We start from the raw sequence: 12711 nt of genomic DNA, 5'->3' as shown, positions 1-12711 counted from the left end.
TAGTGTTTTTAGGGTTGATGTGATGCGGTAGTTTTTTGGTTGACAACCCGTTTTATCTGTTTATGCTAAGAGGTAGCGGGTTGATGTATGAAACAGTTTCTTAATGATATACTGTTTGGTTTGACCGTTGACTACGCTGACATTCGGATTGAAGAAAGCGAGTCAACACAGGTGGTCTATCTGGGCAAGGAGCTGGACCGGATTGGAACCAGTTTTGAGCGGGGTGGCTGCCTCCGGGTTTTTCATCAGGGAAACTGGGTTACCGCCACATTTAACACCGTTGATGAAAGTTTAAAAGAGCTGGCAGACGAACTGGCGTTGCAGGCGCTGGCGTTGCCCCGGCGCGAAGGTGGTCTGGTACTGCTGCCCGCGCTGGAACAGCGCATCCGCCTGCCCAAGCAGTACGACCCGCGCAAGGTATCGCTTGCCGAAAAGCACGACCTGATAAAAAATTACAATGCGATTCTTTTGCAAACACCCGGGATTGTAACCACCGTCTCAGCCTATCATGACCTGCATCGGGTGACTTACTTCTACTCAACTGAGGACCGTTATATTGAGCAGGAGCAGGTCTACACCGGAGTTTCCTGTCGCGCGGTTGCCCGGGACGGTGCTAATATTCAGAGTTACGGTGAAAGTTTTGGTAAAAGTCAGGGTTTTGCCGCGCTGCGTAATCAGGAGGCGCGGCTGGAAAAGGTGGCAAAGATTGCGTTAGACCTGCTTCAAGCCGAGCCGGTCAAGGCGGGCAAATACACGGTGGTCATTGACCCGCTTTTGGGCGGCGTGTTTGTGCATGAGGCGTTTGGGCATATGAGTGAAGCCGATTTCATCGCGGAAAATGAGCGGTTGCGGGAAAAGATGAAAATTGGCGCCCGGTTCGGGGTCGAGCAGTTGACGATTGTGGATGATGCCACGCTGCCCGAGGAAAGGGGAAGTTACCATTTTGATGAAGAGGGAACCCCGGCGCAGCGCACCGAACTGGTCCGGCACGGCATTCTGGTCGGTCATCTGCATAGCCGGCAGACCGCACACCAGATGGGTGAAGAGCCGACCGGCAACTGTCGGGCGGTTTCTTACCGATTTGCGCCCATCGTGCGGATGAGTAACACTTATATTGAGCCCCGGGACAAAAGGCTGGATGAGATGCTGGGCGAAATCGATTCGGGACTTTATGTTGTTGGCAGCCGGGGCGGGATGACCGAACTTGAGGCGTTTACCTTTTCATCCCAGTACGCCTATTTAATCGAGAAAGGCAAATTGACAAAGATGGTGCGCGATGTCACCCTTTCGGGCAATGTGTTCGAAACGATGAAGAACATCGATGCGATTGGCAACGACCTGGTGATTCACGGCGGGCTGGGCGGGTGTGGAAAATCAGGGCAATCACCTTTGCCCGTGGGTACGGGCGCGCCCCACATTCGAATCAAAAATGTCGTTGTCGGTGGCAGGTAATTTTGGCCGGAGGTAAAATGAGAGAAAAGTTGCTGGAACTGGCAGACCGCCAGGCAGAACAGGCCGAGGTTTTCTCAGTTGAGACCGACCGTAGCGAAGTTGAGTTCCGGCAGGGGAAACTGTACGCACAGGGAACCAAACTGACCAAAGGCTGGGGATTGCGGGTGATAAAAGAGGGCAGGCTCGGTTTTGCCTCCAGTTCCCACCCGCAGAAGTTACAGGAGGTGGTTCAAGCCGCGTGTGCGGCTGCCGCTTATGGCAAGGAGGCACGGTTTGATTTCCCGAAACCGATTGAGCCACCCGCGGTGACCACATTTGAGAACAAGGTGATGCTGGTATCGGCGGCACGGATGATAGAGTGGGGACGGGACCTGATTGATGCGCTGGCTTCAAGGGTACCGGAGTTGAAGGTTGATGTAAGTTTCAGCCGCGTTTACCAGGAGATTGGATTGAGCAACAGTGCCGGGCTGGATGCGAGTTTTGAGCGTGCCGAGTTGCAGGTTTCGGTTTCCGGGCTTTTAGTGGACGAGGGGATTTACTGGTTTTATGACTATGTCAACCTTTCGGATGCCAAGCCGTTTCCGCTTGATGCGGTGGTGACGCGGATGGAAAAATTTGTCCGGCTTGCCAAGCGCCGGGCACGCCTGAAAACCGGTGATTATCCGGTGGTGGTGACACCGCTGGCGCTGGGTGAACTGCTCTTACCATTGCAGGTTGCGGTTGATGGCAAACAACGGGAGAAGGGAACATCACCTTTGATTGGCAAGGAGGGGAAAAGGGTTTTAAGCGAGAAAATCACCCTGATTGACAACCGGCTGAGACCCTTCGGACTCAAATCTTCGCCTTTTGACGATGAGGGTATCCCGGCAAGAGAAAATGTGCTTTTTGAACGGGGCGTTTTCAAGGGATTTCTCTTTGATATCGCCACCGCCGCAGCTTGCGGGAGCATATCCACCGGTTCAGCAATGCGGGGCTATACGGCACCGCCCAACCCCGGGACGAGCAATCTGGAATTGGCACCGGGCGGAGCCGAACTGGACGATGTTTTAAGCGGGATTAAGGAAGGGTTGCTCGTTTATGGGTTTATCGGCGGCGGGATGTCAAACATCCTTGCCGGCGAGGTGACACTCAATGTATCCTGCGGGTTCAAGATTGAAAATGGTGCGGTGGCGGGCAGGGTAAAAGATGTCAATATTGCCGGCAATGTGTACGAGATGTTTCAAAGGGTTGAGGCGGTGGGCAGGACTCAGCGTGACCTGGGTGACGCCTTTTTGCCTTTTATCAGTTTTTCGTCGCTGAAAGTGGCGACAAAGGATTAGGAATTTATGTACAGGGAAGGAAAATGCCGGAACGCCAGGATGCGGTGCCCTACTTTATCAACACTCGGCGATTAATAAAAAGGGGGATATCGTGAAAAAAGAGCGGCGAAAGAGTACAGGGGCAAACAAAAGGAAAAGTTCTGACGAAAGGTTCCGGGTGCCGATTGACAAACTGCGCTGGACTTGTGACCCGGAAGGGCTGGGGTTTAAAACAACCGACGACATTAAAATTACCCGGGAGATTGTGGGTCAGGAGCGGGCGGTCAACGCCCTGCAACTGGGACTGGAGATTGAAGCGGCTGGTTACAACATATTTGTTACCGGTCCACCAGGAACCGGTCGGGCGACCACAGTCCAGAAACTGCTGGAGAAAAGCCGACCGATAAAAAACCTTACCGACAAGTGTTTGGTAAACAACTTTCAGGACCCGGACCAACCACGCTTGCTTGTTTTACCGGCGGGTGAGGGACGCCTGTTGCAGTCCGAGATGGACGAACTGGTTTCCTATCTGGTAAAAAATGTGCCCCGTTTGTTTGAGGGCGAAGGGTATCAGAATGCCCGTCAGGAGATTGTCGACCGGTTCAAAGAACAGGGTGCGGCCCGGGTGCGCGACTTTGAGAAAAGAGTTGCGGCTGAGGGTTTTGCACTGGTTCAGACCGCGCCGGTTTCCCGGCCCGAACTAGCACCGATTGTTGACAAACAACCGGTGAGCGTTGATGTCCTGGACCGGTTGGTGGAAGAGGGTAAATTGACCGAGGAAAGGGCAAAGGAGATAAAGACCCGCTACCGGGAGTTGAGCAGTGAACTGCTGGCAATCTTTAAGGAGATTCGGGAGTTTGAACGGCAGGCACGGGAGGCGCTGGCAAATCTGGACCGGGACATCGTGACGCCGGTACTTGAGGAGCGGATTAACGAAATTCGGGAGCGGCACAAGGACCATCGGGTTGATGAGTATCTAAACGAAGTCAAGACCGCAATTATTGAGCGGCTTGACTTGTTCCGACAGCGCCCATCCGAAGAGGCAAGGAGCGGCGCAGGAGTTGACCCTTACCTTGAGTTCCGGGTTAATGTAATGGTTGACAACTCGGGTGCCAAGACCGCGCCGGTTGTGTTTGAGACCAATCCTACTTATCGCAACCTGTTTGGTTCAATTGAACGGGTCTGGGACCGCTCTGGTCAATGGCGTACCGATTTTACGCACATCAAAGCCGGCTCGCTTTTACGAGCGGACGGCGGGTTTCTGGTGGTCAATGCCCTTGACCTTCTGGTTGAGCCTGGCGTCTGGCCCAATCTCAAGCGCACCCTGCGCAATCGGAAACTGGAAATCGCCGCCTATGACCCGTTTGTTTCGCTGTTCGGGACAACGGCGCTAAAGCCCGAGCCGATACCCCTGGACCTGAAGGTGATTATGATTGGGGATGCGCTGGTCTATGGGATTCTTGCCGCCTACGATGAGGAGTTTAAAAAGGTGTTCAAGGTGCGAGCCGACTTTGACTGGGTGATGGATTTGAACCGGGGTGCGGTGCAGGAGTATGCCCAGGTGATTAAAACGCTTTGTGAGAAGGAGAACCTGAAGCCGTTTGATAAAACCGGAGTCGCCAAGGTTATTGAGTACGGGGTCCGGCTTGCCGGGCGGCAGAGTAAACTGTCCACGCGGTTCAATGTGATTGGTGATGTTTTGAAGGAGGCAAACTACTGGGCGGGTAAAGCCCGGGCAAAGGTTGTGACCGCGGAGTTTGTGCAACAGGCGATCGAGGCGCGGCGGCAGCGGGCAAAGATGATTGAAGATAAGTTGCAGGAGAGTATCCGGGAACGGGTTTTATTTATCGATGTTAAAGGCGCGGTACCGGGGCAGGTGAACGGTTTAGCGGTTTACGAGATGGTAGAACATGCCTTTGCGATACCGGTGCGCATCACCGCCAAAGTTGGGGTGGGAAGCGCCGGGGTCATCAGCGTTGAGCGTGAAGCCGAGCTCTCCGGACCAATCCATGACAAGGGGCTTTACATTATTGTGGGTTATTTGCGTAACCGATATGCGTCGGATATGCCGCTGGTGTTTTCCGCCTCGATAACATTTGAGCAGTCCTACGGCGGGATTGATGGCGACAGCGCATCGTCCACCGAACTTTACGCCCTGCTTTCTGAGCTTGCCGGACTGCCTTTGCGTCAGGATTTGGCGGTGACCGGTTCGGTTAATCAGAAAGGCGAGGTTCAACCAATCGGTGGGGTAAACGAGAAGATTGAAGGGTTTTTTGATGTGTGTCGAATCAAGGGCTTTACCGGCACCCAGGGGGTTTTAATTCCCAAGGCAAATCTCGGGGATTTGATGCTACGCGAGGATGTGGTTGAGGCGGTTAAGAAGGGTTTGTTTCACATCTATGCGGTTGAGACGATTGACGAAGGGATTGAACTGCTAACCGGGGTTCAAGCCGGGAAGATGGACCAGAAAGGTGAATATCCACCGGATTCGGTCAATGGCCGGGTGAAAAAGCGGTTGCGGGAGTTAGCCGAGATGTTCCGGCGGTTTCGCTCGGAAGAAGGTGGCGCCGGCAGCGCGCGCTAAGCCGCCCGAGACAATAAATTTTAAACCTTCCTCAATGCTGAGATTGGTTTCAGTAATGTCCGCTTCCGGTACAAGGGCAAGCCAGCCGCTGGTTGGGTTTGGTGTTGTCGGGAAAAAGACAAGGTAAACACGACCGGCGTCGGCAAGTGTCAACGGCTCTTCGCTGGTAAGAAAACCGAGTGCGAACATACCGCGGCGGGGGTATTCAACAAGGACAGTTTTCCGCAAAGAGCTGCGCTGGATGAACACCGCATCGGTGAGCTGGCGGGCTGAAGTGTAAACCGAGCGGGCAAAGGGGAGGCGCTGAAAAAAACGGTCAACGAGCAGGACGACCTGCCGGCCAACAATACCAGAAGTCAGGGCACCAATCAGGGTGATGCCGGAGAGAAGCAAAATAAAGCTGATGATGGTAATAACGCTGGCCGGGAGTTTCTCAAACCAGTGGGGGTAGAGCAGGAGCGGACGCAGTATTTTTCCCAGGCTGGAGATGATGAACCAGAGAACAAAGACGGTTAGTCCGATTGGAAGGACGGTAACCAGACCGGTGAGAAAGTAGCGACGCAACCGGGAGAACACAACTTACCTCCGATACCCGGCTCAGGTTTGTGCCGGTGAAGAACGGAGGATTTCGAGGACCTCTTTCAGGGCTTTAATAAACCGCTTGTTTTCCGGTTCCCGACCGATTGAAACCCGCAGGGCGTTGGGGAAGTTGTACTCTTTCAAGGTGCGGGTAATGACGCCCCGGCGCTGGAGCGCTTCGAACACAAGCTGGGAGTCAACCGCAAAGTTGATAAACACAAAGTTGCCATAACTTTCCAGATAGAACAGTTTCAGCTGTTTGAGTTCTTTGTAGAAGAGATTTTTTCCAGTTTCGTTGATGCGCCGGCTGCGCTGGATGTGTCGGGTGTCGTTCAAGGCGGCGAGCGCCGCTGCCTGGGCAGCGCGGCTGACATTGAAGGGTAAACGTACCTTCATCAGGCTCTGAATGATGTCCGGTTTGGCAAACCCGTAGCCAATCCGCAAGCCGGCAAGGCCGTGGATTTTAGAAAAGGTGCGGAGGATGAGGATATTTTTGTTTTTGTTGTAGTAGTCGATACCTTTTGGATAGTCCCGGGAGGTGATGTATTCAGCATAGGCTTCGTCGAGGATGACAAGGACCCGTTCCGGCACCTGGTCCATAAAGGCGTCCAGTTCCTTCTTGGTGACGATTGTGCCCAGCGGGTTTATCGGGTTGTCAAGGTAGATGATTTTTGTGCGCGGGGAGATAGAGGAGAGCATTCGGTTCAGGTCGTGACGATAGTCGCTGGTTGGTACTTCAATCAGCTGGGCGTTCATCACCCGGGTGGCAACACGCGGGGCAATGAAGCCACCGGCGCTCATAATCAGTTCGTCACCGGGGTCAAGGTAGGCGAGGCACGCCATATAGATTAAGTCAACCGAGCCGTTACCAACAATTGTTGAGTCGTAGTCAACCTTAAAACGCTCGGCAAGCTCTTTGCGCAGGTAAAAACAGGTGTCTTCGGGGTAGAAGTGCAGTTGGTTGAGGTGTTTGCGCAGTGCGGCGAGCGCTTTGGGTGAAGGTCCCAGCGGGTTTTCATTTGATGCCAGTTTTATCACCGGTCCTTTTAAGCCCAGTTCCCGGACAACCTGTTCGACCGGTTTGCCCGGTTTATAAGGTGTAACCTTTTCGATGTTCGGTCTTGGTTGGGGCAAAAACATCACTCCTCCTTTTGGGGGTTATTTTCTATCGTCGGACGGCGGGTAAAGGCAAACAACAGCCCGCCCAAGAGGGCAAATATCAAATCCAGCCCCAGGAAAATCAAGGCGGTAGCCAGCGCCTGCTCAGCGCTCATTTTGCCCGGGAGCCAGTCGGGGGTAAAGAAGGCGAGAAATGCGGCTTCCCGGACACCAAGTCCGCCAATGGTTGGGATGTTGACGACAATGTTCAAAAGCGGAATAAAGACAAAGTAATAACCGATTGGTACCACTGCCCGCACCGCAGCGGCGCAAAAGAACCAGGCAAGCGATAGCGTTGCCTGAACACCTATCCCAAGGATAAAACTCAATGCCAGCGCCCTGGGTAGATGGCGGTAGCGCTTTACCGCTTCGTAAGCCCGGTCCAGGGTTTGGGTGAGGCGCTGCAGTTGAAACGGAAGACGGGCGAACAACCGGCGGGCAATTGTGTGGCAGCGGTCGTTAAACAGGACCGCGGTGACAAGGATAAGCACCAGAAGGATTAAAAGTAGTATCAGGATGACACCGGGACCGGTTAAACCCGCCTTTCCCAAACTCAGTGCGTTGCTGCGGCGCAGGGCGATGAAAAGCGCCATCAGGACGGCAAGAAATGTAAGACTTTCAAACCCGATGAGGCGGTCAAGAAATGTTGCGGAAAACGCCTCAGGTCCTTTGCCCGGTTTCACCGTGTAGGCAATACGCATGACATCACCGCCAATTGAAGTGGGGAGGAGTTTGCAGAAGAAGAGGCCGAGGGTAAAAACCCGGGCAAGGAACCAGGCGGAGAAGCGTAGCCCCTGAGCGTTGAGGAGAATCTGCCAGCGCCACGCTGACACCCAGATGAAAAGGATGTAGGTGAGAAAGGCAAGAAGGAGAAATTTCAGGTTGGCAGAGCGAATAGTGAGCAGACAGTTGCCCAGTTGATTCCGAAAGAGAAATGCGAGCAGGGCGAGTAAACCAAACGAGATGACAATTCGGAGCGCAGTTGATACCGCTCGTTTCACTTTTCATGCCTTTTCTCTCGGTCCGGGTTGGGGCGCAGCACCTGCTCCAGATGCTCAATCCGTTCGTTGATATAGGCGAGCGCCTCACCGAGGAAGCCGGCGGCAAAGAGTAATAGACCGGCAAGAACCGAGAGGATGACAAGGTAAAGTAGCGGCCGAAAACCGTGACCGAGGATGCGAAGGATGATGGCGATTAAACCGACAAGAAAACCGATAAGGAGGCTGACCAGCCCGAGCGTACCGAAGTAAAGCAACGGTTTGCGCATAAATGAAACCTGAAACCCAACCGCAAGCAGGTCAAGAAAGCCGATGACAATTCGGCCGGGATTTGAGTATTTGGGTTTTCCTGCATAACGGGGCCGGAGTTCAACCGGGATTTCGATAATGGAAAAACCTTTTTGTGCGGCAAGGGGAACGATATAGCGGTGCCAGTCTTTGCGCAGCGAGAGCGATTCCAGAACCTCACGCCGGAATGTTTTGAGGGCGTTGATGTCGTGGACCTTCAAGCCGAACAGTTTCCGGGCAAGCCAGTTGTAGATTGAAGAGACGGTGCGCTTTTCATAATGGCCAATCTTTCGGCCCGTAACCAGGTCATAACCCTTTTTTAAAATTTCAACCTGATTTTTGATGTCTTCTGGCGTAAACTGCAGGTCGGCATCAAAGATTGAAACATAATCACCCTGGGCAAGTTCAAAGCCGGCAAGAACCGCCGCGGTCTTACCCTGATTTTTACTCAGGCGCCGGATTTTGAGAAATGGGTACTTATCCCGAAGTGAATCTGCTTTGTTGTATGTACCATCGGTTGAGCCGTCATCAACCAAGATTACCTCATAAGAGTCGTCCAGTTTTTCAGCCAGTTCGGCAAGGAGGGGCTCAATGTTCTCAACCTCGTTGTAAGCCGGTACAATTACCGAGACCAGCGGTTTTTGACGACTCGCTACATCGGCTTCCGGGCGGCTTGTAAACCCCATTACAGGTGAAAATATACCAGATTTTGGAGTGTTGTCAAGAGGTGCGGCAAGTATCCGGGCATTATGCCAGCCCGGCTTCTTTATTATAACTATATGAAAAACAATGGGTTATAACAAAACGTCTTTTTGGAAAGTTGTTTGAGTGCGGGACTTGTCTTTTGTTGGTCTGGCGGTAAAATTAATTGGAATATAAGAAAGGAGTAAAAGTGAAGAGGATGGTCTTGATTTTAAGTGTAATATTGTGTGCGCTTTTTGCAGAAGAGTTTCTGGCGATTATCCCGGGATTTCCGCCCGAGCAACTGGCAGAGAGGTTTCGTGTTGTGGGCCAGACTAATAATGGGGTTCTGGTTGTGGGTAAAGAGGAGGAGATTGCAGTGTATCGGGGCAGAGTGCTGGATTTTCGACCTGATGAGAAGATTTACTACCGGGTTCGGCTTGTTAACTGGGCGGAACAGGAAGAGCTGGCGAAAATGGCACGCATTCTTGACTTTGACGGCACAGAGTTCCTGGTTGCGGTTGAGCCTGATAGGGTTGAACAGTTGATGACCCTGCCCGCGTTTTTGGGCCGGGTGAGCCTTCAGGGCTGGGCCTTTCACCGTTCGGAGTGGAAGGCGCCCCAGGTTTTGTCCAATCCTTTAGTGGGGCAGATGGTCTCCCGGGTGTCAGCCGATTCGGTTCTTTCTTATGTCCGGCGGTTGCAGCGCTACCGTACCCGCTATTCGACATCAGACTCCTGCCGGGCAGCGGCAGAGTGGATAAGACAGAAGTTTATCGCGTACGGCTGTGACACGGTGCTGATGCAAAACCACACCTCGGGTCATGCACCGAATGTGATTGGGATTAAGTTTGGGGTGCGGGGCCAGCGCAACCCTTATGCGATAATCTGTGGCCATTTTGACTCTTATGCTCCGAGCAATGCACCGGGTGCGGACGACAATGCATCGGGTACCGCGGCGGTGATTGAGGCGGCACGGGTCACTCAGGGGTACCGGTTTCAAAACGATTTGCGGTTTATCGCCTTTTCCGGTGAGGAGTTTGGGCTTTACGGCAGTGAGTACTATGCGAATCAGGCACGGGTTCAGGGTGACTCAATCCTCGGGGTTTTGAACTTTGATATGATTGGCTATGTGGATGCGGCGCCCGAGAACCTTGATGTGATGGGGAAGATTGCCAATCCAGCGTGTGAGCCTTTTGTTGACTGGTTCACCGCAGTGGCGGACACCTATACCGGACTGCCGATTTACAAGCGGATGGTGAACGACAACCAGAACTCAGACCACGGGCCCTTCTGGAACAACGGTTATCTGGCGTTTTGCGGCATTGAGGACTTCTGGCCCGTAAATCCATATTATCACACACCGGGCGACTCAATCGGTGCCGGCTACAACAGCAATGAGTTCTGCACCCAGGTGACAAAAACCGGTGTTGCGGGGCTGGCGCTCCTGGGCGAACCTGTACCCTCAAACCGGCCACTGCTGGGCTTTCTGCGCTACCGGGTTGATGACGCCGCGGGTAACAACAACGGGTTCTGGGACCCAGGAGAGAGTGTTGGTGTGTATGTGACCCTGAAAAACTTTGGGGTGGTTGATGCCCATACGGTTAGTGCCCAGCTCAGCACCGCAGACAGTTTTGTTACACTGTTTTCAGACAGCAGTTTCTTCAGTGACATTCCAGCCGGAGAGTCGGCGGTGGGCGGTCAACCTTATACGATGCGGGCGCGCGTCAATACCCCACGCGAGCATCCGGTTGAGTTCGACCTGGTCATCACCGCACAGGAGAGTACCTATCAGAGCCACTTTACCATACCGGTCGGTCGGTATCTCATCACCGACCCGATTCCGGACAATAGCCAGCCACCAATCTACTGGGCTTATGACGACATCGATACCGCCTGGGTAGAGCATCCGGTTTACGAATGGGTGGAGATCAACACCATCGGGACGCGGTTGAATTTTCCCCACAACGACAGCGTAAAGGTGATAAAACTGCCTGATGGTTTTGGTCCTTTCCGTTTTTATGGCCGGGATTACGATTCGCTTTCCATTTCGGCGGATGGCTGGCTCTGCCCGGGATTTTACCGGCAACCGAACTACAACAATCAACCCTTACCCAGTTCCCAGACGCCGCCCGGTGTACTTGGCGTCAACTGGGACGACCTATACCCCGGCTACAACAACACCGGGTTTGTTTATTACCACTACGACTCTCTGAACCACCGGCTGGTGATTGAGTACGACAGCGTCTGTTACTACAACCCCCGCACTGTGCGCGACAAATTCCAGGTGTTAATCTACGACTCTACGGTACAGACACCAACCGGCGACAATGTAATTGTTTTTCAGTACCAAACCGCAAACAATCTTACCAGTTCAACAGTCGGGATTCAGGACCCGACCAGAACAATTGCGATTCAGGTGCTTTACAACGGTAACTACCATCACGGCGCGGCGCCCATTGTGCCGGGCAGGGCAATAAAGTTTACAACGGTCGAGGCGACCGGATTAGAGGAAAGGGCGATGGTAATTCCGGGTAACGGGCTTTCCGGGCAGAAGGTTGTTATGCCCAATCCAGCGCGGGGTGTGGTACAAATCCGGTTGAGTCCGGCTGGTAGTCAAGATGCGGAGATTCTAATTTATGACCGTTCCGGTCGAGAGGTTTCCCGGCTGAAAATTAACCAGGGGCAAGGTGTCTGGAACACGCGGACCGTGCCTAACGGGATATACTTCCTCCGGGTACCGGGTGTAAAGGAAGTCAAGAAGGCGGTTTTGATTAACTGAGAAGAGGCGAGTATAACCTGATGTTCAGCGGGCAACAGTAAACCGGCTAAACCATCTTTCCTGAGCGGTCCGGGCTTCAAGATGGTACACACCGCTGGGCAGGCGGCTGACATCAACCGTCACGGTTCGGGCGCCTGAACCGTGCCAGACCTTTCTTCCTTGCGCATCGTAAACAGCAAGACGCACCTCCGGATGGTTGGTTTGCACGAAGATGCGGCGGCTTGCGGGATTGGGTGAGATGTGCCAGTGCGATGTCTTAGAATGGGAAAGTTCATTGACGCCGGTAGAAAAAGTCCAGCGGTATCCAGCACCGCCATTGGTTCCGGCAACGAGGCTGAGTTCCGGGGCGTGGACAAACTCAAGGCTCGTTATCCGTAAACATTCCAGCCCGTCGTTCATCTCCTGCCAGTGAGCGCCGGCATCGGTTGAGAACATTACCCCGTAGTCGCCGGCGGCAACGATGGTGTCGGGTGCGCACGGGAAAATTTTTATCGTCCGCATGCCGCGCTGGGAAAGGAGGTTGGTCCAGTTTGTTCCGGCGTCGGTTGATTGGTACACACCGCCCGGAGTGGCAGCATAGACGGTATTGGGATTTCCGGGATGGACAACGAGGCTAAAAACGGTTTCAATTGGTGCCTGCGTTGTCCGGGTCCAGGTGATGCCGTTATTTGTCGAGCGGTAAACAGCACCGTAGCCCGAAACCTCGCCCCCGGCATAGACAATTTCGGTTTGCGAAGGGGCGACCGCAAGCGTATAACAGAAACCGGTACTGGAACCGGACAGGTTGCAGCGGGTCCAGTTGCTACCACCGTTGGTAGAGTAGGAGACAACAAAAGACCAGTTGGTCTGGCTCACCGGACCTCTGCCACCGGTGAGGATTAACTCGGGGTT

At 53.5% G+C, this 12711-nt stretch carries 9 protein-coding genes; 4 read left to right on the top strand and 5 right to left on the bottom strand.

Features of this window, described 5'->3' with window-relative positions; genetic code table 11:
- Window positions 1–87 precede the first annotated feature (87 nt).
- The 3 genes from HPY86_03985 to HPY86_03975 all read left to right on the top strand — a co-directional run bounded on the left by HPY86_03985 (window position 88) and on the right by HPY86_03975 (window position 5334).
- Complete coding sequence (locus HPY86_03985) at window positions 88–1452, top strand: TldD/PmbA family protein (GenBank protein NPV14076.1); 1365 nt, start codon at window positions 88–90, stop codon at window positions 1450–1452.
- Between the two features lie 17 nt (window positions 1453–1469).
- Window positions 1470–2771, top strand: a complete 1302-nt coding sequence (locus tag HPY86_03980) for a TldD/PmbA family protein (GenBank protein NPV14075.1) — start codon at window positions 1470–1472, stop codon at window positions 2769–2771.
- 157 nt (window positions 2772–2928) lie between these two features.
- Window positions 2929–5334, top strand: coding sequence for an AAA family ATPase (locus HPY86_03975; protein ID NPV14074.1), 2406 nt, complete (start codon window positions 2929–2931; stop codon window positions 5332–5334).
- Here HPY86_03975 and HPY86_03970 read toward each other — a convergent pair.
- From HPY86_03970 to HPY86_03955, 4 genes are read right to left on the bottom strand one after another with little or no spacing between them, the layout of a single operon-like run.
- The gene (locus HPY86_03970) at window positions 5275–5910 is read right to left on the bottom strand and encodes a DUF502 domain-containing protein (protein ID NPV14073.1); all 636 of its coding nucleotides are present in this window, start codon (window positions 5908–5910) and stop codon (window positions 5275–5277) included. The genes HPY86_03975 and HPY86_03970 overlap by 60 nt on opposite strands.
- 21 nt (window positions 5911–5931) lie before the next feature.
- Window positions 5932–7053 (bottom strand): histidinol-phosphate transaminase, encoded by a 1122-nt coding sequence (locus HPY86_03965; GenBank protein NPV14072.1) that lies wholly within the window; start codon window positions 7051–7053, stop codon window positions 5932–5934.
- Complete coding sequence (locus HPY86_03960; protein ID NPV14071.1) at window positions 7053–8072, bottom strand: flippase-like domain-containing protein; 1020 nt, start codon at window positions 8070–8072, stop codon at window positions 7053–7055. The genes HPY86_03965 and HPY86_03960 overlap by 1 nt, the downstream gene beginning before the upstream one ends.
- Window positions 8069–9043: a glycosyltransferase family 2 protein gene (locus HPY86_03955; GenBank protein ID NPV14070.1), complete on the bottom strand. Its 975-nt coding sequence runs from the start codon at window positions 9041–9043 to the stop codon at window positions 8069–8071. The genes HPY86_03960 and HPY86_03955 overlap by 4 nt, the downstream gene beginning before the upstream one ends.
- A 206-nt stretch (window positions 9044–9249) precedes the next feature.
- Here HPY86_03955 and HPY86_03950 point away from each other — a divergent pair, with 206 nt between their 5' ends.
- The gene (locus HPY86_03950) at window positions 9250–11820 is read left to right on the top strand and encodes a M28 family peptidase (GenBank protein NPV14069.1); all 2571 of its coding nucleotides are present in this window, start codon (window positions 9250–9252) and stop codon (window positions 11818–11820) included.
- Window positions 11821–11844: 24 nt separating this feature from the next.
- On the opposite strand, the gene HPY86_03945 is transcribed toward HPY86_03950, so the two are convergent.
- The gene (locus HPY86_03945) at window positions 11845–12675 is read right to left on the bottom strand and encodes a T9SS type A sorting domain-containing protein (GenBank protein NPV14068.1); all 831 of its coding nucleotides are present in this window, start codon (window positions 12673–12675) and stop codon (window positions 11845–11847) included.
- Between the last annotated feature and the right edge of the window lie 36 nt (window positions 12676–12711).

The organism is candidate division WOR-3 bacterium (genome assembly GCA_013177935.1).
Lineage (GTDB): Bacteria > Hydrothermota > Tepidihabitantia > Tepidihabitantales > Tepidihabitantaceae > Tepidihabitans.
This window is presented reverse-complemented; position numbering and strand designations above follow the sequence as displayed.